Source organism: Ligilactobacillus salivarius (genome assembly GCF_035231985.1).
GTDB lineage: Bacteria > Bacillota > Bacilli > Lactobacillales > Lactobacillaceae > Ligilactobacillus > Ligilactobacillus salivarius.
Genome location: NZ_CP117984.1, coordinates 207,473 through 228,468, shown reverse-complemented (window position 1 = coordinate 228,468; position 20,996 = coordinate 207,473). Strand labels below are relative to the sequence as shown.

At 31.2% G+C, this 20,996-nt stretch carries 29 protein-coding genes; 3 read left to right on the top strand and 26 right to left on the bottom strand.

Translation table 11 applies throughout. The features are described 5' to 3' along the window. Nucleotides 1-60: 60 nt before the first annotated feature. The gene (locus PTA89_RS10130) at nucleotides 61-951 is read right to left on the bottom strand and encodes a GbpC/Spa domain-containing protein (RefSeq protein ID WP_324177530.1); all 891 of its coding nucleotides are present in this window, start codon (nucleotides 949-951) and stop codon (nucleotides 61-63) included. Nucleotides 952-1,213: 262 nt separating this feature from the next. On the opposite strand from PTA89_RS10130, the gene PTA89_RS10125 reads away from it, so the two are divergent. Continuing rightward, nucleotides 1,214-2,059, top strand: coding sequence for a hypothetical protein (locus PTA89_RS10125; RefSeq protein ID WP_324177484.1), 846 nt, complete (start codon nucleotides 1,214-1,216; stop codon nucleotides 2,057-2,059). A gap of 146 nt (nucleotides 2,060-2,205) precedes the next feature. Further along, nucleotides 2,206-3,135 carry a site-specific integrase gene (locus tag PTA89_RS10120; RefSeq protein WP_034982200.1) on the top strand — a complete coding sequence of 310 codons (930 nt, stop codon included), beginning with the start codon at nucleotides 2,206-2,208 and terminating at the stop codon, nucleotides 3,133-3,135. A 258-nt stretch (nucleotides 3,136-3,393) separates the two neighbouring features. Here PTA89_RS10120 and PTA89_RS10115 read toward each other — a convergent pair whose 3' ends face one another. Beyond that, nucleotides 3,394-3,726, bottom strand: a complete 333-nt coding sequence (locus tag PTA89_RS10115; protein ID WP_227412259.1) for a hypothetical protein — start codon at nucleotides 3,724-3,726, stop codon at nucleotides 3,394-3,396. Nucleotides 3,727-3,744: 18 nt separating this feature from the next. After that, nucleotides 3,745-6,639, bottom strand: a complete 2,895-nt coding sequence (locus PTA89_RS10110) for an SEC10/PgrA surface exclusion domain-containing protein (protein ID WP_324177483.1) — start codon at nucleotides 6,637-6,639, stop codon at nucleotides 3,745-3,747. 274 nt (nucleotides 6,640-6,913) lie between these two features. On the opposite strand from PTA89_RS10110, the gene PTA89_RS10105 reads away from it, so the two are divergent. Beyond that, on the top strand, nucleotides 6,914-7,285 hold the full coding sequence (locus PTA89_RS10105; RefSeq protein ID WP_003699142.1) for a helix-turn-helix transcriptional regulator: 372 nt from the start codon (nucleotides 6,914-6,916) through the stop codon (nucleotides 7,283-7,285). Between the two features lie 85 nt (nucleotides 7,286-7,370). Here the strand turns inward: PTA89_RS10105 and PTA89_RS10100 are convergent, their stop codons facing one another. The 23 genes from PTA89_RS10100 to PTA89_RS09990 form a co-directional block, all read right to left on the bottom strand. Beyond that, nucleotides 7,371-8,102, bottom strand: coding sequence for a Fic family protein (locus PTA89_RS10100; RefSeq protein WP_324177482.1), 732 nt, complete (start codon nucleotides 8,100-8,102; stop codon nucleotides 7,371-7,373). 226 nt (nucleotides 8,103-8,328) lie between these two features. Next, a complete protein-coding gene (gene mobP2, locus PTA89_RS10095; RefSeq protein WP_324177481.1) occupies nucleotides 8,329-10,362 on the bottom strand; it encodes a MobP2 family relaxase in 2,034 nt (677 codons plus the stop codon). Between the two features lie 15 nt (nucleotides 10,363-10,377). After that, nucleotides 10,378-10,800, bottom strand: coding sequence for a hypothetical protein (locus PTA89_RS10090; protein WP_160996657.1), 423 nt, complete (start codon nucleotides 10,798-10,800; stop codon nucleotides 10,378-10,380). Beyond that, nucleotides 10,797-11,279 (bottom strand): hypothetical protein, encoded by a 483-nt coding sequence (locus PTA89_RS10085; protein ID WP_324177480.1) that lies wholly within the window; start codon nucleotides 11,277-11,279, stop codon nucleotides 10,797-10,799. The genes PTA89_RS10090 and PTA89_RS10085 overlap by 4 nt, the downstream gene beginning before the upstream one ends. Before the next feature lie 12 nt (nucleotides 11,280-11,291). After that, nucleotides 11,292-11,648: a hypothetical protein gene (locus PTA89_RS10080; protein ID WP_081537565.1), complete on the bottom strand. Its 357-nt coding sequence runs from the start codon at nucleotides 11,646-11,648 to the stop codon at nucleotides 11,292-11,294. Between the two features lie 453 nt (nucleotides 11,649-12,101). Further along, a complete protein-coding gene (locus tag PTA89_RS10075) occupies nucleotides 12,102-12,371 on the bottom strand; it encodes a BRCT domain-containing protein (RefSeq protein WP_223686919.1) in 270 nt (89 codons plus the stop codon). Continuing rightward, entirely contained in the window at nucleotides 12,368-12,682 is a 315-nt protein-coding gene (locus PTA89_RS10070) for a glutaredoxin family protein (protein ID WP_223686921.1), read from the bottom strand. The genes PTA89_RS10075 and PTA89_RS10070 overlap by 4 nt, the downstream gene beginning before the upstream one ends. Nucleotides 12,683-13,190: 508 nt before the next feature. Next, entirely contained in the window at nucleotides 13,191-13,487 is a 297-nt protein-coding gene (locus PTA89_RS10065; RefSeq protein ID WP_223686923.1) for a hypothetical protein, read from the bottom strand. 85 nt (nucleotides 13,488-13,572) lie between these two features. After that, a complete protein-coding gene (locus PTA89_RS10060) occupies nucleotides 13,573-13,776 on the bottom strand; it encodes a hypothetical protein (RefSeq protein WP_223686925.1) in 204 nt (67 codons plus the stop codon). Between the two features lie 21 nt (nucleotides 13,777-13,797). Continuing rightward, a complete protein-coding gene (locus tag PTA89_RS10055; RefSeq protein WP_223686927.1) occupies nucleotides 13,798-14,070 on the bottom strand; it encodes a hypothetical protein in 273 nt (90 codons plus the stop codon). A 30-nt stretch (nucleotides 14,071-14,100) separates the two neighbouring features. Next, complete coding sequence (locus PTA89_RS10050) at nucleotides 14,101-14,277, bottom strand: hypothetical protein (RefSeq protein WP_223686928.1); 177 nt, start codon at nucleotides 14,275-14,277, stop codon at nucleotides 14,101-14,103. Between the two features lie 5 nt (nucleotides 14,278-14,282). Further along, nucleotides 14,283-14,975 (bottom strand): nicotinamide mononucleotide transporter, encoded by a 693-nt coding sequence (locus PTA89_RS10045; protein WP_223686930.1) that lies wholly within the window; start codon nucleotides 14,973-14,975, stop codon nucleotides 14,283-14,285. An 11-nt stretch (nucleotides 14,976-14,986) separates the two neighbouring features. After that, nucleotides 14,987-15,496 carry a hypothetical protein gene (locus PTA89_RS10040; protein ID WP_223686936.1) on the bottom strand — a complete coding sequence of 170 codons (510 nt, stop codon included), beginning with the start codon at nucleotides 15,494-15,496 and terminating at the stop codon, nucleotides 14,987-14,989. A gap of 146 nt (nucleotides 15,497-15,642) precedes the next feature. Continuing rightward, nucleotides 15,643-15,894 (bottom strand): hypothetical protein, encoded by a 252-nt coding sequence (locus tag PTA89_RS10035; RefSeq protein WP_324177479.1) that lies wholly within the window; start codon nucleotides 15,892-15,894, stop codon nucleotides 15,643-15,645. 32 nt (nucleotides 15,895-15,926) lie between these two features. Further along, nucleotides 15,927-16,439, bottom strand: a complete 513-nt coding sequence (locus PTA89_RS10030) for a hypothetical protein (protein WP_223686939.1) — start codon at nucleotides 16,437-16,439, stop codon at nucleotides 15,927-15,929. 105 nt (nucleotides 16,440-16,544) lie between these two features. Then, complete coding sequence (locus PTA89_RS10025; protein ID WP_223686940.1) at nucleotides 16,545-17,213, bottom strand: hypothetical protein; 669 nt, start codon at nucleotides 17,211-17,213, stop codon at nucleotides 16,545-16,547. Between the two features lie 122 nt (nucleotides 17,214-17,335). Then, nucleotides 17,336-17,551 carry a hypothetical protein gene (locus PTA89_RS10020; RefSeq protein WP_223686942.1) on the bottom strand — a complete coding sequence of 72 codons (216 nt, stop codon included), beginning with the start codon at nucleotides 17,549-17,551 and terminating at the stop codon, nucleotides 17,336-17,338. After that, on the bottom strand, nucleotides 17,544-17,744 hold the full coding sequence (locus PTA89_RS10015) for a hypothetical protein (RefSeq protein WP_223686944.1): 201 nt from the start codon (nucleotides 17,742-17,744) through the stop codon (nucleotides 17,544-17,546). Before PTA89_RS10015 ends, PTA89_RS10020 begins: the two co-directional genes overlap by 8 nt. Nucleotides 17,745-17,783: 39 nt before the next feature. After that, nucleotides 17,784-18,788 (bottom strand): hypothetical protein, encoded by a 1,005-nt coding sequence (locus PTA89_RS10010; protein WP_223686946.1) that lies wholly within the window; start codon nucleotides 18,786-18,788, stop codon nucleotides 17,784-17,786. Then, on the bottom strand, nucleotides 18,785-19,279 hold the full coding sequence (locus PTA89_RS10005; protein WP_223686947.1) for a thioredoxin family protein: 495 nt from the start codon (nucleotides 19,277-19,279) through the stop codon (nucleotides 18,785-18,787). The genes PTA89_RS10010 and PTA89_RS10005 overlap by 4 nt, the downstream gene beginning before the upstream one ends. 12 nt (nucleotides 19,280-19,291) lie before the next feature. Beyond that, on the bottom strand, nucleotides 19,292-19,507 hold the full coding sequence (locus PTA89_RS10000) for a hypothetical protein (protein ID WP_011476634.1): 216 nt from the start codon (nucleotides 19,505-19,507) through the stop codon (nucleotides 19,292-19,294). Further along, nucleotides 19,470-19,802: a hypothetical protein gene (locus PTA89_RS09995; RefSeq protein ID WP_223686949.1), complete on the bottom strand. Its 333-nt coding sequence runs from the start codon at nucleotides 19,800-19,802 to the stop codon at nucleotides 19,470-19,472. The genes PTA89_RS10000 and PTA89_RS09995 overlap by 38 nt, the downstream gene beginning before the upstream one ends. A 75-nt stretch (nucleotides 19,803-19,877) precedes the next feature. Beyond that, a complete protein-coding gene (locus tag PTA89_RS09990) occupies nucleotides 19,878-20,993 on the bottom strand; it encodes a hypothetical protein (protein ID WP_223686950.1) in 1,116 nt (371 codons plus the stop codon). Nucleotides 20,994-20,996: the final 3 nt, after the last annotated feature.

Genomic DNA, 20,996 nt, shown 5'->3' with positions numbered 1-20,996 from the left:
ATAAAATTACAGTTAGTTAAAAAAATAAACGTAGTACAAATTTGTACTACGTTTAACTTTTTACATAATTAGATTAAGTTCTAGAACCAAAGCAACGTTCGTATGATGATAGTGGAGTGTTAGCTCTGGTTTATTGATATCAGGGGTTTCTGGAATGACTGTTCCAACATTAAACCATTGCCCATTCCATGGGTGAGAATCACTTGGCATACCATCATGGTTAACAAATATATTTAGTTTCAATGTATCTCCACTTAAAGCAATTAATCCCGCACCATAGTATCTATCAGGTGATGTAGATGAATCCCAATTATCAGGAATGTTTGCGTTAGTTAGTTCAGTTTCATTAGGATATACATCAGATGGACTATAGTCCCAATTACCTAATACTGCTCGGTCTTTACCAGTAGCATCATTTGAATTAGCTTTATTTGAGTAAAGACTATTTCCGTTATGATATGATACAGACGATCCATATAGGCCTAAAGCTTTACCGCCTGAGATAACCCTAGTTGTTTCTTGACCCCATCTGACCCTATCTTTGTACGTATTTAGAGAGGCAACTGCTAGATAGGCTGTTCCATCTTCAAAAGTAACTTTCTCTCCATTGTCATAATACATATTCATAGTCAATTCATTTAAATAAAATCCTTGTAACATAAACCCATTATATGGATTTTGAGAAATTAAAATATAATGATCACCATTTGAATCATATGTATCAGCATTGAAGTGCATTGCTAATTTAGTGATTTTTCTACCTTTATAAGATATTTTATTTAAATTAGTCCAAATTGCATCAAATGAAACATTTTTATTAGATGTATACCAAACAGTATAACCTGGGCCAAAATCTTCTTTACCATTTAGTTTTTGATTACCATCTTTGTAGTAGTTATTAGATCCTTGTACATTTCCTAAAACAAGTTTAGCGTTAGTATCACTTTCAATAACTAAACTTTGAATGACTGAACGTGAATCAACAACGTTCTTTCCAGCCTGATTGAGTTTTTGGTTATATTCATCTAACTTTTGTTTGTATTGTTGTATCTGAACATTATTTCATGATAAACAACATCAATAATTTTATTTAATTATAAAGAATTAACTCTATAATTACTAAAATTTTAACTGTATTTATGAGTATATTTTTTATCAGATACAACAATACAAAGATATTTATGCTAAGTGGGAGAAAGATAATCAACAATTCTTGGAAGCAGCTGCTGCTAAAACAGGTTGGTCTGTTCAACAAGTATTGGATTTCTTAGGACAAAATCTGCCTAATGTTTCCTATGTTAGTGCTGGAAGTAATATGACCTTTGATAAGGGATCTTTACAAAGCTTTAGCCAAAGTGAATTAAACTCAATTTTATCTAATCCCAAAGTAGATCCTGGATTAAAGGGTTACATTTCATCTAAAGCTTACGGTAACCTATATAAATTATCTCAAGGAGTAAGTTGGAAATATAACAATGCCTTTACTGATACTAAATCTGGTAAAAGTGTTGATCTTAAAGTTACTGTACAAGGATTAGGGCTAGATTACAGTGGTAGATATGGTCTACCTCCAATGATTATGGTTGGAGAGAAGTATATTGGTTCTGACGTAGCTGGAATTGGCGCTGTTAAATATGGGCTTACATTCTTAGAACATGGTACCAATACATCCATTAATATAACTAGTCTAATTGGTGTAGGTGACGTTGATGCTGCGCAATCAGTTGCTGTTTATAACGCTGTTAGTGCATTACGTGGTTCTGAGAACAAAGATTATAGTGGAGCTGGATATCTTGGATCTATTAACACAAATGGGATTGATGATTTTTCTGAAGGTAAAAATACACAGTATCAATCATGGTTCTTAGTGCCTAACTCAAGTACTGTATCATATGTATTCAGTGCTGCTGACCCGGCTTGGGGAAACGACGCTCCTGATGGTTCAGGATTTATGGGGTTCTATCATCAGAATCTAGGTGGAATCCCACTTCCTATTAAAAGTACACCACCAACCCCACCAACAATCCACTATAAACACACGAACGTTGCTTTGGGGTGAACGTGAAAGTCTCAAAGTTCCATTAATATCAACTATTAAGGCTGCAGAGGAAATTATTTTTTACGCTATATCTATTCTATTTTATCTTGATTAATGATAATTTATTATATGTTGTTTTATTAGTTATTACTAAAGGAGAATGCACTATGGCTACGAGAACAAGTACAAAATTGTTTTACAAATACTACAGAAATTGGATTGATTTATATAAGAAAGGTGCAGTTCGACATGCAACTTTAATTAAATATGAGTTAGCATACAAGCATGTTAGACGACTATGCCCCGATCTACATATGAATCAAATTGATCGAAAAAGTTATCAAACACTTTTAAATAAATTTGCAGAAACACATGAACGAGAAACTACGCTAGACTTTCATCATCACTTAAAAGCTAGTCTTACAGACGCTTATGAGGATGGATTAATTAAAGTTGATCCCACTAGAAAGGCAATTATCAAAGGAATTCAAAAAAGAAAGAAAAAGAAGAAATTCTTAAACAAAAATGAATTAGAAGCCTTAGTCCATGAATTGAATTTATCGTCTGAAATAAACTGGGACTGGTTTATCTACTTAGTTAGCAAAACTGGTTTAAGATTTGCTGAAGCCCTAGCCCTAACCCCTTCTGACTTTGATTATAAAAATAAGCAAATTATTGTTAATAAATCTTGGAACTACAAATTTAAAGATTATGGTTTTCAGCCTACCAAAAATAAAAGTTCTAATCGCAAAGTGTTTGTTGATGACAATACTTTAAAAGCTTTTAGAAAATTAAATAAAAGAAAAGACCCTAACCAACCTATCTTTGTCAGCCAGGGTCAAAAAATATTCAATTCTACTGTAAATAGCAGATTGGAAACACTATGTAAGCATGCCAATATTCCTACGATTTCCATTCATGGATTAAGGCATACGCATGCATCATTGCTACTATTTCAAGGTGTATCAGTTCTAAGTGTGTCACAACGTTTAGGTCATGCTAATGTTACAACCACCCAAGAAACCTATCTTCATATCATACAAGAACTTGAAACTAAAGACAATCGAAAGATATTAAAGTATCTAAAAACATTATAATGATATCATATCCTGTATCTTTTTAAGATATGGGATTTATTTATCTTTCCTTTTTATTTAACATTTCAAACTGTTGTTTTTCAAATTCAACTTGTTTTTATGCCTCTAAATTAAAAGAATCTCTTCTCTTTTTACCAGTTATTAATAAATCTATATAACTTCTTATATTCATGTACTAAGTCCACTCCTTTCATTCTTTTTACTTTGCTATTTCTTGAATTATATAACAAAACCCCAGACCTATAAAAGTCCAGGGCTTTATTTACATTTGTTTAATATACTCACGATTAATAAATAGAAGATACACTTAATCAAGATATAGTATTTTGTAAATTTCCATAGGTATATAATCCATATTGGAAAAATAAATACGTTATTTCCAATTAATGTATTCATTACTCCGTCCCAAACTAATTTGGCAAATGGAAAAAGCAATAGCGTAATCCAAGTTGTATCTCTATGCCAATACATAAAAGTATGTGGAGCAACTACAATTGCCATGTACAGAAAGCCTAGAATATAACTTCTAATTAAGTATCCACGATCTACACTAGCAAAAATCATCTTTACGATATTCCATGCTTTTTCCATATTGTCCCCTCCTATTTATTAATATTCTTTTTTACGACCTAATCCGAATAATCCAACTAAGCTACCCAATCCAACTAGAATTGCGCCTACAAGAGTTGTCTTACTTTCTTTCTCACCAGTTTGTGGTAATGCATTTGCTTTAGCTTTTTCAGGAACCACTACTGTGCTTACATATGTCTTACCTGCTACCTTAGATTGAACAACTGGAGCTTGAGTACGTTTATTAGCTTGTAGGTTATCTACCACGTTCTTAGAATTAATTTGTTGACCAGTCTTGTTTACTACAGCACCAGCTTTATTAATAGTTAGTCCAGATACTACTTTACCCTTGTTATCAATAATTTGACCATTTTTAACAGTCCAATTTGATACTTGGTTACCATTTTCATCAACTACTTTGTTACCATCTACATGATAACCATTCTTTTCAGCTTGTGCTTTTTCTTCTGCAGCTTTCTTCTCAGCTTCTTCTCTTGCTTTTTCTTGAGCTGCAATTTGTGCTTCTAGAGCTTCACGATCATAAATTGCTTGTAGAACTTTCTTGGCATTATCTAGATCTGTTTGTGCTTTAGTTTGAATTGCTAGCTTTTCATCATAATTCTTTTGAGCTATTGTTACATCAGCTTGTGCATCTGCTAAATCTTGTTTCAATGCTGATAACTTAGCTTTCTCAGAAACTAATACATTTTCTACTGGATCTAATGCTTTTTGAGCTGCTGCTAACTTATCTTCAGCTGCCTTTACGAGCAATGGTGCATTCTCTAATGCTGCTAGTTTATTCTTAGCATCGTCTAATGCTACTTGTGCTGCCTTAACATCTTGTGTCTTTTCATTAGATACTTGTTGCAAACTTGCTAATTTAGCTTTTTCAGCTGAGAGATTATTTTCAGCTGCTTTTTGTTTAGCTTGAGCATCTGTTAGAGCTTTTTGAGCTGTTGCTAAGTTTGCATTTGCTTGATCTAAGACTTTTTGTTTAGCAGCTTCATCACCTAATGCAGCTTCTTTTTTAGCTTGTGCTTCTTCATTAATCTTAGTATCTGCAGCTAATTTATTTTGTACATCCGTTAAAGCCTTTTGTGCTATTTCTGTTTGAACTGGCACATTTTGAGCTTTTGTTAAATTATCTTGAGCAGTTGTTAATTCCACTTTATTCTTAGCTAAAATTTGTTGTGCTTGTGTATCAGCATCTTTAGCTTTATTCAAAGCATCAGTTGCACTAGCTAATTTAGCCTTTGCTGTATTTAATTGAGTTACTAAATCTTCGGTTGAAGTACCAGAAACTTCAGTTGTTGAGAATTTAGCAGAATCTCTAATATAATCCTTGCTAACGTTGAAGAAATGTCCCATTTTCGTAATCCACATTTGATCTTCTTTAATTGGGAACATACTTGTGCCAGCTGAGAAATATTGTTCTTTACCAGTACTAATATCATCACCAAAATCAACACCTAATAATCCAGCAGCATGTAACATTTCGTCGCCAGAACCACCAATCATAGTAACAATTCCTGTGTAAAGGATACTCTTTAGATCGTCCATTGTTGATGCTTCAGAAAAATCTGAAGAGAATATAGCATCTTCATAGAAGTTTCCACCAGATAATAATCCATTTTCTGCAGCAGCACGAGATATTCCATCTACATCGTGATCGAATTTATCCCAATTATCACTGACATAGTTGTCTGTAACATCTTTAGCTAATTTCAAGGATCCTTCTGTAACAATAACTTTTGGAAGTCCTAACTGATTTCTTACTTGATTTAACAAATCAGCTGAGAATAAAGACAATTCTTTTATTTGATCAGCTGTTAAGTGATTTATATCTACTGTTATATTTTTATCAGCTGCATTGCCTTTATATGTATTTGAATTCATAAAATCATTTAAGAAATTCTTATCTTCTTCAGTCCAATTTTCTCCACGTTTACTACCTGTATACCAATCGTTAAAAGCTTTTTTATAAGCTTCAACGTCACTAATTGTAATAGTATTTACATTAGATAACTTATCATTTAGACCATCAACTTCTTTTTGGGCTGCATCTTTGATTCCTTGATACTTGTTGAATTGATCTTTCATCTCTTGAGCTTGTTTTGTAGAGAAATCAACATTAGCTTGTGCTGTATTTACCGCTTTTTGAGCATTATCAATATTTGTTTGACGTGTTACATCAGCCGCTTTTGCATTATCTAAATTATTTTGTGCTGTTGCTACATTCTGCTTATCTTGATTTACTTGAGCTTCAGCTTTATTAGCTGCATCAACAGTAGCTTGTACATTAGCTGGATCCATAGCTGCTTTTGCATCATCAACTGTCTTTTGAGCTACATTTACATTGTTTTGAGCTGCAGAAGTATCTTTCTGTGCATCATTTACTGCTTTTTGAGCATCAGTAACTTTATTTGTTTGTTCAGCAACGCCATCATTAGCTTGCTTTGCTTGATCTTGAGCTGTTGCTACATTTTGCTCTTGAGTTGCTACATTATCCTTAGCTGCTTGAATATTAGTTTCTGTTGCATTTTTAGCATTTTCTTGTGCTGCTGTTAATCCATTTTGAGCTGTTGTTACATCAGCTTGTGCTTTATCAACGTTATTTTGAGCATCAGAGACTTTACCTGTTTGTTCGTCTACTGCTTTTTGAGCTGTTGTTTCATTTACTTTAGCTTGTTGTAAACTATCGCTTGCATTTTGTGTATCCGCTTTAGATTTGTCTAAATTAGTTTGAGCTGTGTTTACATTATCTTGAGCAATAGTTTTAGCATCACTTTCTTGAGTAGCTACTTCATTAGTAGAAGTGGTATTATCCCCTGTTGGAACTGTGTCCGCCTTTGCGCTCGCAGGATTCTGTGTTGTTAGAACACCTGCTGCCATTAATCCAGTTGCAATTGTTGTAGTTAAAACTTTCTTTTTCATAAGAGATTTCCTCCTTTTAATAAAACCCTTATCAAAACAAACATAAAACATACTTTAAAAATTTCTTAACTTTACAAGTTTAGTGTACAACTGTTTTTAATCTTTGTCAACTGTTATTATGTTGACTTTTTCAACATTTTTTATTTTTTCTTTAACGTGTTAGGAGAATTTTACTTTTAACTAATATGTTGACTTTTAGCACAAAATTTGATTTTTTTGTAACAAGTTAGTAGAATTAAAATAAAGCTTGATATATAAAGGAGTTGAAAGACAGATGGAATTAACTAAAACTGATAAAGTGCTAAAAGACAACATTATCTCTCTCCGAAAAAAGTACAAAGTCAACCAAATTACATTAGCACATGAGCTTGGAGTTGGTCGTGATGCTATCATAAAGTTGGAAAATGGCACACGTAGACTATCAATTAATGAGCTAATAAAGCTCTCCGACTTCTTTAAAGTACCTATCACCGATTTGATTGGTGTTTCAAAAATTACTGAACAACGTAAATACGCTACTCCAATAGAAACAGATTTAGCTAGAATGATCATGCTAGCAACAACCTATCATGATATCCCCATTTCAAGTAAAGACAGGGAAAGATTCTGGGGATATTTAGATGGATATTTTGCAAACAAATATTAGTCATTTGGAAAAATAAAAAAGACGTGTAAAAAACACGCCCTTAATATTAAACTGTCCAGCAACTAGCTTAACTGGGCAGTTTTTACTATCTTTCTTTAGATTTACGCTTAGTTAAATTCACAAAATTTTCTCTATCTTGGGAAATATTTCTATAACTATCTATTCCCTGAATTCCAACTTTATAAGTCCATTCTTTAATTTTACTCATATCATTGTCGTAGTAATAGTCGGAAATTAACTTATTCCATTCGTCCCAGTAGTCTAAAGGAATATTAATTAATCCAGCTCCATTATCAATCATGTATTTATTGGCAATTAATGTCGCAGTTCTTTTGTTTCCGTCCCAAAAGATTTGATTTCTCATTAAATGATACATTAACTCAATTGATTTTTCCGTAGCAGATTTACCCTTATTCTCTAGTAATTCTTTCAAGTACTTTTCTTCAGCCTGTTCGTCAACATCAGGTGGTACAAAGTCTCCTCTTAACGTTGCAACAAAGCCACTACCATTTCTGAGTTCTCCTGGAGCCAAAGAATCCATTTTAGCAACTACACTATTGATATTTTTCATTACTCTTAATGACACTGGCCTATCTTCATTAATTATGTATTGCCATGATCTTTTTAATTGGACAATTACATTAATATCATCAATAGGCACACCATCAACTCCTAAACCATCAATGATTGTTTGCGTCTGAGGTAGTGTAGTATTCACCCCTTCAAATCTTGAGTTAGTAAATACTAGTCTCGTTAGATTCATCTTAGCAAACCTTCTATTTTGATCTTGAGTAAAGCTATACTTATCTTCGAACATTGTTTTCACCTGCCTAGTTAAAAAATCATCATTATCTGAAATAATGTTCGGTATATTGGCTGATAAGCAAAAACACAGTTAGGTACTAGAATGATAGTCCCATTTCCTTATTTTCTAGCTTTAACTGTTTCCACTGCATATACCTTCCATACTTATTTATATAAGTATAACATGTTATATAGAATAAAAAAGCACCTCACACATTACGCATGAGATGCTATAACCTTTATCTTTCCATCGAACGTCCTGTTTCAGTTTCAATTTCATCAATTCTATCTTGTTTTTCAAAGTCATCTTCTTTATCTAGATTTCTTCTCAACGCATTAATTCTTTCCTGACCTTCTTTTTTTACGCTAGTTAAGGCAGAAGATAATTTGCTAAGCAATCTAGGAGAAACACTATTCGTAGGCTTTCTTTCTGTGTTTTCTTTTTTGGCCAAAGATTTAGACTCATTTTTCTGTCTACTTACATTCTTACTATTACTTGCTTGATTTAATCTTATCTGTGTTTGATTTAAATCTATTTTTGAATTTATGTTTTTTAAATACTCATAGTCTTTTTTTAATTGTTTAAACAATTTGCCGTTTTTCTGATTTCTCAAACTAATATTGTCCGCATGCTTCTTATTATTATCTTTTATTGCTAGTTTAGCTTGCATAATTCTTTTTTGAAGGTCAACATATTCAGACAAATTAACATTCTCTAGTCCTTGATTTTTTAAATAGATCTGTACATTTGGATCCTTTGTATTTTTTACTACCTTTAGCCACTCATCTAGATATTGATTTTTTTGAGCAACTATCTTTTCATTTATTTTCTTTACACTTAATTGACTGACATCAGCATGCTTATTTACTAGTTTTTGATATTCTTTTCTATTGTCATTGTTTCTTTTATTTCTTGGAATTAGTTGTAGCACACCTAAGCGATACTTTTCTTGAAGGTCATTAATCAGATAGTCTTGAACATTATTTTTCAGACCTTTTTCTTCTAATTCAGATATTTGATCCAAATAATTTTTATTCTTGTTTTCTTTTATCAGAACACCTACATAATATTTTCTAATTCCAATTTCTTTTTTTAATTTTTTGGCTGTAATATCTGATTTTGTATTTTTTAACTGCTTAGATAGCACTTCTATTAATTCATTGTTTCCTTCAATGCCTAACCATTTAACACGTTCACTAAAATTATTTTTAGTAGCAACAACATCTACTTTTCTGAGTTCATCAAATACTCTATTCATTAGATAATCATGCAAATCCTTTTGCTTTTTAGGAATAGAATCTGGAATATTTTGACCATACTTTTCTCTATTATCAGAATCCTTTTGCTTAATTGCTAAGAGATATTTTTCATAATCTTGATTTAAATCTGTTTTTAAAAGATTATCAACTAACTTACCTGTTAGTAACTTAGCTTCTCTAAAATCATAACTATTATTACTAGCTCTCCAGCGTCTTTTATCTTTATACTTAGGTAATGCATACCAAATTTGTTCTAGCATTTTTTGTTGCTGCTGTTGTTGTAAATTTTCTTTTAACTGATCAACAACATCTTTCTTTAGTTCATCAATTTTCTTCTCTAAATTAATATCATGTTCTCGACTGATTTTATCCTCAACTTCTCTATGAACTACACTTTTAATTTTTTTCAATGACTTCGTTTGAAATGTTCCTTTAGGTTCTCCAAATTTTAATGGTCTAGTATTTTTGGTTTGAGAAATGCCTATATGAACATGTACATGATTTGTATTCAGATGAACGTCTGCCCACCAAAATGTTTCTGGAACATTTAGCTCTTCTTGTTTTAGCATCTCAGGTATTGCTTTTTGAACTGCTCTTTTGATTGCTCGTTGATTTACTACTCCAGTTTCAGGATCGTATAGCTTTGCCCTCTCTAAAAAATCTGGATTAAATGATACAACACCTTGCCACAACATGGATTTATTTTTCTGTGCCTCTCTGATTTTATCAGCTAATTCGTGATGCTGTTTGTGTGTTAAATTCAAAGAGTCTTGTGTAAAAGTTGGATAGACTCCTGTCAGACCATCTTCTAATTTTGTCGCAGCTTTTCGATCTGTGTAACCTAAATACCCTGCTAAATTTTCATCAACGTCATGTTGAATATTAGACTCTCCTGTTTCTAAATCAAAATCATTTAAAAGATCTACTGCTTCTTCACGCTCACTATAATCTAAGTATTGAACATTTGCTGCTACAAATTGTTGAGTATAAATTATATCTGGTGTTTCTGTCATTTGTATTTTCCCTCATCAAATTTCATTAGCTTTTAATTGATTTCCAAAAATATCGGTTGATAGTTTGAAATCTTTACTAATGGTTTCGTTATATTTTAGTTCTGGGAAATCATGTCGCAATGTGCTTGCAGGAATTTTTAAAATATCAGCAACTTGTGCATAGGTCAAACCAAATTGACGATAGAATGTAACGTATAATCTAATCTCATCTTTCTTCTCTGCGGTTCGCCAGCTTCTAGAGTTCATACCTAAAATATTTCTAAGCTTTGCTAATAATTTTCTTTCTAATAAAATTTTCTCAACAGGAATTTTATAATCGCCATCGTCTAAATAAATATTAGGTCTGCTTTCCTCACCAACATGAACAAACCATTCAGGATCTAGATTTTCTAGTGCATGCAATAAACTATAAAACTCTGAACTATTTCTAACTCTCATTCTTTTATCCTCCTTCCAGCTTGCTTTGCATTTTTAACCGCTCTGATTTTATCTTCTTCAACCATATCTTTTAATTTGTTGTAAATTTCATGCTCCACTGTACCTTGCTTGTACATTGATTGAATATTTCTCCAATCATTCATATCAAGTCTTTGTAGAGATTGATTAGTTGATATTAATAGATACAATATTGCACTTAATTTATCAAAGTTAGCCTGAATTAATCTTTCATTCTTACTGATTGTTTTTCTAGTATTCAAATCAGTTAATTGCTTTTTTAATACATCGTAGCTTTTTCCTTTTTTAAAATTAGTAATCAAAAAATTAGCATAGTCACCTAGCATTAAATTAATTAATGCACTTCTATTTTCAGGGGCATGCAAAAATCTTTCTGGTTTATCTTTAATCATCAACTCTAAAACATTAAGTTGTGTCTCTACTTGTTCATTCATTCTAAATCCTGTAAATTTTTTACCCATGATAAAATCTCCTTACAAATTCTCACTATCATTTAACTTATCCAAAATATCATCGTATCCTAAAATATTATTATTATCTTCAATTAGGATATCCAGTCTTTGCTGATTCTCTTTACTCAATTGATTATTTTCTACTAAAACTTCCAAAGCATCTTTTAAAATATGAGTATTGTTATTCTCATGTTCAATTAATCGAGTTAAAACATTTATTACTTCAGGATTACTGCTACTCCACCTTTTTTTGTTAAAATATTCCGAAATTATTCTATTAACTACTGCTGTTATTCCTTCATTATATTTTTTTGATTCCATCTCAAGTTCTTTATATAAATCAATATCAAATCTTATATGAGCATCTTTATACTTCATAGTATTCACCTCCACAAGCTCACAATAAAATTTTATTTTTTACAAGAAAAGTTTCGCCATTATTTTCGCCTTTTCAAAATCAAAGGCGACTTCTTTTATTTCTTTTTTTGAAAAACGAAACGAAAGAAGCAAAACTACAAAATCATTTAGCTAAGTTGTAAAACGAAGCTCTGCATTCTGTACAACTAAGCTAAAGAGCATAAGTGAAAATTATCCCACGGGTGCGTGGGAGCCGACAGTGTCGGCATTTTCTCATGTCCCAAATTTTCTCGCTTGTTACACAGCTATTTAACACTTGTTTTACACCTAATTTACGCTTTGTTTTACGCTTATTTTACGTAAAACATTTGTTAAACAATTTTAAAATGCTATAAAAAATAGCCATCACATTTGTGACGGCCAAATTTTTTAATCTCTCTTTGTTGAGAAATTTGTTTATCTTTATCTATTAGATTACTTCAACATGCTTAGAAACTTTTCTTCTGAAATTATTTTTATTTCTCCGCCATTCATATTAATTTTTTCTGCAGCTATTTGTTTCTTACTTTTACGTTCCTTTTCAAACATATCTAACTGTCTAGGAGCAATTACTAAATAATCAGTTTCTCTTGAAACATAATTTTTAACGATACCTCCAGCAGCATTTACTTTTTCTATTGCATTTTTTCTCAACATACTTTGAAGAGAACCCGTAAATACTACGCACTTATTTTTAAATGTCATTTTATCTTTAAACACCATTTAGAAATTTTATCTGGTCGAAATCCTACCCACGAATCTAAAACTTTATTATTATCATCAACAATTTTTATAAACGGTAAACTCTTTATATGATATTTTTGCTTAAGCTTTTCAATTTTCTCAATCGACCAGTTACGTTTCTTTTCGTCTGAACTTTCAACATCAATCGAATTGTCTTCGTGGCAATCACCATAATAATTATCGACATACGGAAAATTTAAAGCTGTCATCTTTCTTCTAGTCATTTTGCATTGAACACATTTTGGTTTTGTATACAATACTGCATGAATCATATCAATCACTTCCCTTAGTAGATTATTGATTATGTTAATGTCCTACCTTACCCTCAAAGTAAGCGACCACTCAGATCTTGTGGATGTAGGACTAGCTGCAAGGTATAGACAAAAAATAATATTATATGCAATGAAGGTAGCCCACGTCCCTTCATATTATTTTTTCTTGCAACCTGTAGTAGTATTTAAAAGAAAGTGTGAAGGGTGAATTATTATCACCCAAAATCTTCTAGGCAAAATATAAAAGCTCGATCTTATATCTCGCCTACACCCTATCTTGTTCTCAAAAGCAAGTGACCACTCAGATCTTGTGGATATAGGGCTAACTACAACAACTAAACTTAAAGGAGATTCTGTTGTGCTGTTTTTATGACGTGACTTTAAAAGTGTTTGATCTTTGTGTTTATTGATGCAAAGAACAGCTTAACTTTGCAATACCTTGCTACGTTCTCAAAGCGTAAGACCAACTCAAAATATCGTGGATACAAGGTCTGCTTGTTAGTATTTTTTAAATCTTAATCATAGCAAAGTACTTACCAACCACAGTTATAACTTTACTCAATTCTTCCAAATTGTTTGTACTAGTATCTTGACATTCAAAAGTAATTTGCGTTGTATTAATATCATCATCATGATAAATATCTAGTCTTGATTCACCATAATAAATAGTAATATCTGGTATATCGAAGGAACTTGTTTCTTCATAATTATTTTTGTGATACCTAACGTACATATCTAACCCTTTAAAACTTTGTTCTAACTCTTTTTTCATACCGCTAATTATTTCTGAATTTTGTTTTTGCATTCGATATATGATTCCTCTTTGCTAAAATATCATTAAATTAGTGTAAATTTTTTCTTTGTACAAAATATTATTAATCTCATCTTGATTAACAATGATCTTCATGATCAAAAATTATAAATTCAATTTCTAGTTTAGCCAGTGTTTCAAAAAACAATACTACATTCTCTACAATCCATAATTCAAATAACGGTAGATTAAAAAAATAAAATAACCCCATGAGTAATGTAGCTGCGTTTGCCAAAAGTGTTACAATTAATACCGTAGTCAGCGCTTTATCTAAAAATTGCATAAAACCCCTTCTTCTGTTATTTTAAATTTCCGTCTTGATCGATCGTGGTTGAGTTTCATAAGCGTAGAGATCAAGATTATATTCAGAGTATCTACCAAAACCAAATCTACTTTTATTTGGAAGCAATCTTCCAGTCTGGTCTAACTCATTAAATAGCTTTTTAGTAACTTCAAAATGTGTTGCTTTAGTTTGAAGATATTTAATAGCTTTTCTCTTAGAATAAAATGTTCTTTGTTTCTTGACCTTGTCGTCCTTACTTAATTCGTAAGGATTGATAATCTCTTGTTTTTGCATACCACTCATCACCTCAATGTATTTATGCCTTTACACATTAATCTTAAAATTAACTTCAATTACATTGCCAATCATGATTAGAATGATCATGATAATACTAGTTGGTAGATGGAAAATTTTACTAAATAGTAAATATAAACTATATAAAATAAGAAAGTTAATAATTTGTGTAACTAAACCAATTAATATTTTTACTACTATATCCATTCTAATCACCTATTTTTAGCTTCATATGCCCAATTTATACTTGCTTTAAACAAAATTATTAAGCTAGAAACAATACTAGCTAAACGTAACCACAAACTATCTGATGTTAGACTTAAACTGATCATTGAAATAAAGATAGCTAAATCTGCTAACTCTCTAGCAATATATAGGTATTGAGCTTGTACTTTTCCATTGAGTAACAATACTCTTCCACCTACACCTAATATAAAAGTCAAAATATTCAACCCTACTAACCAAAATGGCTGATTTCCTCTGAATACTATTCCATAGACCATACCTAGAATTACTATTCCTAAACTAATACCCATGATAGTTAGCGTTGTCTCTTGTCTTTTGAAATAACTGATTTTCCCATCTTTTCTACTATCCCATGTTAATGCTTTATGAATTAACAACATGAAACCAATAGTAGAAGTCACCATGCCACCGTATAATCCATAATATGCTTGAACAATAATACCTAAAGCATTAGCAAAACAATTGAAGATAACTAATTTCTTTGATACACCTATCGAGTACCAATGCTCTAGTAAGATGTCAAAAAAACTACTGATGAAAGTTAAGATAAAAAATAAACTTAATCCTGTATAACCTATATAAGAAGTTATACAAAGTAGAAATAATGACATTCCAAACCATGTATAAGTAAAAGCTTTGGAGTTAACAAATGTATACATATAACCACACCTTATACAAATGATGGAACTTCCAAGCTGATAGTTTCTTTATACTTAAAACTTAGAGGTAGGTTTTCTTTAACAATTTTTCGTATTATTTCATTGCCAAAATTTATCATGAATCTGGATCCATCTTTCTCTAAATTAAAATGCTCAGTAATATCGTGCTTTCCTTGCTTGACTTGAATTAATTCAACACTTGTAGCATTTTCAAGTAGTTCAATACTTAATGAGATTTCTTTAACTTCAGATAAATTTTCAATATTATATTTTAAATAATTTAAAAATAAATATGACCTAGTGAAACTAAATGTCTTTTCATTATCTGAAATACTTTGAATTAGTCGATTGATAACTTTATGATCTTCTTGAATTCCTTTAAAAGACGCTCCTTTAGCAATAGGCTTTAATTTGCCTGGATATTTAGCGTTTACTTCTTGTAGATACTCAATTAAATCACTGGATATATATACACCGTTAACTCTTTTTTTAATTTCTTTAACAACTTTAACTGCATCCATGTTGAGTCATCCTTTCCTCTTTTACATACTTGATTGATTAATTTTTTGATCTAAAAAGCGTTAAAATTAAGATTTTTCACACGCTTTTTTAACGCTTTAACAATTTTTTAGAGCTTTTCCCATAGATCTGCAGGAATCGTACTTTACTATAATTGATCCATGATCTTTTTAAATATTTGTCCCAAAGCTATATATACTAATACACTAAATAAGATTCCAAAACCTATAGTTCCAATTATAATTACCACTTCTAGTTTTCTTGGAAAAGGTATGTATACTATCGTAAAAACCTGTATTCCAATCATAAAGAAATAGATTGTATTTAGAATTCCTATCCAACGTTCCCACAATTTGTCACTAGTTTTTACTATAAATTTCCCTATCTTTTGTTTTTGCATTCGATATATGATTCCTCCTTGCTAAAATATCACTAAATTAGTGTGAATTTTTTTATTTTTTCTTTGTATAAAATACTATTAATCTCATCTTGATTAACAATATGAACGTATTTATATTCAGCTATCACATAGATATCTGGATATTTGACTCTAGTTGATTTAACCTGATCTAAAACATAAGTGAATGTAAAATCTCCTTCAGGGGTGTCAACAACTGTAAGTTGCATACTTTTATCGCACTTAAAAAATTCTCCAACTTTTATTGTGTATGTTTTTTCAAATATGTCTTCATACGGATCAACTTTATCAAAAAGGCGTACATTAATATTTAAATCTTGGACAACTACTTTATACTCAATACGAAACTTCACACGATTAGTGATTTTTATTGATATAATATGTAAAACAATATAGTTCTTATCGTCAACATTAATAATGTCTTTGGCTTTTAGATCAGGATCCTTGAAATTACTACGTGTAATTGTTATGCATGAAGTCACAACTTTTTCTTTTAATCTGGGATTATTCTTACTTACAAGTTTCATATTTTCCACCTCTTCTTTGTAAAAAACAGAATTATTTTTACTACTATAATTTTTTACAAACAATAATGAAGATATAATCATTAGCTAATCAACCAGCTTGTATTTCTACAAGTCACCTACTTTAATTGGTGGTTCGGTTGACTGGTTAACAACATTATTTCTAATATCTGTAATAATATGTAGAACTAGTTTTGCAATTGCATTAGGATCACTTTCAACACATAAATTGTCAATATAATTCTCTAAATAAGGATAACTTATAATATTATTCTTAATATCTAAAGCAACTTTTTCTGCAGCGTATCCTGTACTCCCAATAGGAATTATATAGTTATTTTGTTTCTCTGATACTCTTACTTCTTCTAATACACCATTGGCTGCAACTTTATTACCGTTATTGTCAACGGCTTGTCCGTACATAACGATTGTAAATTTTGTACTAGCTATTAATTTACTTCTATATTTCTTTATTTCTTCTGGACTCATATCATCGGCAAATGGACGCATTATTAATCGATCTTCTATGTTCTCATTAATACTTTCCAACTTTTGTATGCTTGCTCCAGCAACATAATAACCTATACCTTTTCCAAACCCTGTTACTATATTGAAGCCATTGTCTATTAACTTTCTACAAATCGCCTTAGCTATTTTATATGCTTTTTCATCTTCATTATCCAAACTTCCTGAGATAAAAACATTTTTATCTTCTTTTCCCATTTCTTCCACCTCTAACTTTTTTAGTTCATATACATATTTTCTTTTTCTAGCCATTGCTTTTTTCAAGCCTTAATTAATTAATTTTTTGATCTAAAAAGCGTTAAAATTAAGATTTTTCACACGCTTTTTAACGCAATCGCACGCTTTTTAACGCTTTTTTAACGCTCTAAAATTTTTTAGAACTTATCCCATAGATCTGCAGGAATTTCAGTTCCATCATCTTCAAATTCTTCCTCAAATAATGCTTTTTCCAATGACATATTTTCTGTTTGTAAGTCAGCAATTACTTGTCTATATGATCTGATCAACCTTTTTAATTTATGATTTTCTTCAGCTAATTTTTGATTTTCCTCTATCACTTTTTTATTCATAAAAAAATATAGTCTATCCATAAGGTTCCTCTTCTTTCTTTACAGTCTCAATGGCCATCTCAACAGATGTTAAGTCGTCAATCAATTCAATAAAAGCATCTTCATAACTAATTTCGCCTTCAATACATCTAATTGCCAGGGATTGTCCTCTTAACACTACAGATTCAAAAGCTTCTTTATAAACATTTGGTACTGTTTTTGCTTTCTTTACCATTCCTATGCTCCTCACTTAGACTATTCTTACACTCCGATATCACCTTAAACTATCTGCACTAACTGGTTTTTTAAACTTATATTTTCCTGATTCCACATCCATAATTTGTTTACGATAAAGATCTATTTGATCATTCAATGTATTAATCAACTTTCTAGAATTCTTAATTGAACTTTCCTGAAATTTAATATCGGCCTTAGCGGACGCTATCTGGTTATCTGCATCAGATTGATCTACTTGATACTGTCTATCTTTTTCTGCGGCTTGGATTGCATTTTTATCAGCTACAATTTGTTTTTGGAATGATTCAATATTTGCATATTGTTTATTAATTCTTCTATTCAAAATCTTAATTGATTGTGTTAGAGATTGAACTGCATAATCTTTTTGTGATAATTTAACCAGCTTGTTATCAATAAATTTATTATCTTCATTGATAACAAATCTTACTCCATCTTTAGTAACTGGATCGTTCTCCACACTTTCAGAAGAAGCACTGGAAGAACTACTATCTGTTACATCTAATGCTGCTTCAGTATCCATTGTGGCATTATCTACACTAGGTTGATGATTAGTAGCTTTTATTTGAATTGCTTTGTATCCCTTTGAAAGATTTGATAAAAGTAAAATATATTGGCTATTTGCTAATGGTAAAACTTGGTATTTTGTATCTTGTCCTTCTAAAGTTACTGCCTTAAAGCTTACATATTTAGGATCAATTGGGTGGCTGCCATCTGATTTAACTGTAAATTTAATTACCATAAATTTCTGATCAGCATTATATTTTCTAGAATCCATAGAGATTGTTGCGTTGTTATTCTTACCAAAAGATAAACCTGTTCCAATTGGTGTATCTTGAAATCTACTTTTTGAAGGTACAAATCTCGTACCAATTAGCAATCCAATCATTGATGTGACTAACACACCAAAGATAATTAATTTACGCTGACGTGCATGATCCATATACCATTCATGGTGTTTTTTTAGAAATTCTTGCCATTTACTCCTAAATGACCTAAACTTTTGGATTATCTCATCAATCATTGACTATCCCCTCCTTGCTTCAAAACAAGGTTGGTATATAAACTCTCTATTTGTTTCTTATCTGTTCCTGCATATTGGAATACGTCAAATCCATTTGCACTTCCAATTGCTTGTGGTTGACCATTTTTAAAGATCATAAATGTTGGAGTTTTTGTTATATGATATTGATTAACCAAATCTTTATCATCAGGTGTATTTACCTCAACAAAAGCTACTCCATAATCTTGCCTGGTAGGATTACCATAGGACTTAAATCTTGCAAGTTTGACTGTTCCAATAACTTTCTTACAATCTGGACAAGTTTTTGAATAAAACATAACTATCGTTGGAATATTAGAATTTATAGCTTCTTTTCTTTCGCTTGTTGGAGTTCTTTTTAAAGAATTTAGTTGCAATAGTCCAATAAGTCCAAATATTAGCACTAATATTCCCATTACAATTACGGTTACTATTTTTCTATTTCTGTATCTTTTCTTTTCTTCTTCACTCATGATCACAATCCCCTATCCCACTTGTATGTTATAAATTACCAATAGTAAAATCAGAATAAATGTAGTAATACCAAATATTTTGTAGAAAACTATCACTTTTCTTTTTCTCCTATTGTGTTCACTACGGCTTTCTTCTACTTCTTCAAACCAAGTACCATGAATTGTTGCATCTAAAATCTCAGATTTTTGTTTAGCTTCCTCTATTAACTTCCACTTTTCTTTCATCATTGCCATCGTCCTCCGAAGAATGTAGTTGAATTAAGGTTTCAATTCCTTGATTAATAACTTCAAACGGTAATTCAAGTAAATAATCTGTCAGAACTAAAGGTGTATGTTCTTTTGTAGGAATAATATTTAGAATATTTCCTAAAACTAAAGCATTTTGTTTTAAGGAATTAGGTCTGATATTCTTATTGGCCAAAATTGCTACATGTACATACCCTTCCATGTCAGGTGCCATTACCAACAGAGTCTTTTCACTCAAGTTAGTCTTACTTATCAATGTTTCAAATTTACTCGGCACTTTCCAGAACCGCTGAATCACATCACACCCCGTTTGCATCAGAAAGTAACCACTGACAATCATATTTCAATCCCCCTATACCTCTGAAAACTCTCCTTCTATCATTTTTCTTGTCTCTTGGATCTCATTTAAACAGTCAATTAAATCACTGACTTGTACAACGATTTCGCCAAAATCCAAGTTTTCTAAATCTTTTGTTGTCAAAGCTTTAATCTCATCTTTTCGTAACTTTTCTCCGACTTCTACCAAAGATCTTTTTATTTCTGCAACTATCACTGTTGCTTTTTTAAAGTCTTCCAAATTTTGTTTAACTTGATCACTTTGTAAAAGCTTTTCTAACTCCAATTTCTCCTGCTTGACCTTTTTAAGCTCAACTTCTAAATGACTTAAATCCTTATCCGATTCACTTTGACTTTGCTCTAACTTCTCTCTTAGAGATTTTTCTTTCTCTTCAGATTTTTCTAAATCTTGGATCAGCTTTTTATTTAAGCGCTTTATTTCTCCATAATCAGCAGGTGGAACTTGGATTTGTTCTACAGGTTGGTTCTGTAGTTTATAATTTTCTGTTTGTAATTTATGAATTTTCTGCTGGCTCTCAATCAATTTTGATTGAGTTTTTGCATTCTCTTCTTGAACTGCGATATTTTTTATTTGAAGTTCACGATTTGCAGCTTCTAGTTCTTTTTGTTTGGCTTGTGATACATCTAATGCATCTTTAGCGTTATAGAAGTCTTGTAGAACTTTCTTGTATTGCTCAGTTTCTGTCACTTTCTCAGACAGTAACTTTTCGACCTGATTTTGATGATCAGGATCCCTATCTTTGATAATGCTATACTGCATCATCTTCGGTAAGGAGTTGAATGTTTCAACCATGCTCTGACCATCTAGTTCAGTGTTATTCTGCAATTTATCAACATATTCAGTAAAATTAATCAACTGATATGCTCTACTCTTGGCAAATCCCCACGATTTGAGCCAATCTGTGAACGAGAATATATCTTTTCGCCCTTGATTTCTAAACTTCTCTTGAGCATCCTTTAAAACTTTCCCCACATCGTAAGCAAAGCCTTCAGTTATTCTGTGCATTCTTTTGTCCAAAGACAAATAATCTTTTCTTTCTTCAGAATCCAATTTTTCATATTTCTCAATATTTACAGTCGGAGTGTATGCATATACATCCTTTTTTTCCATAAA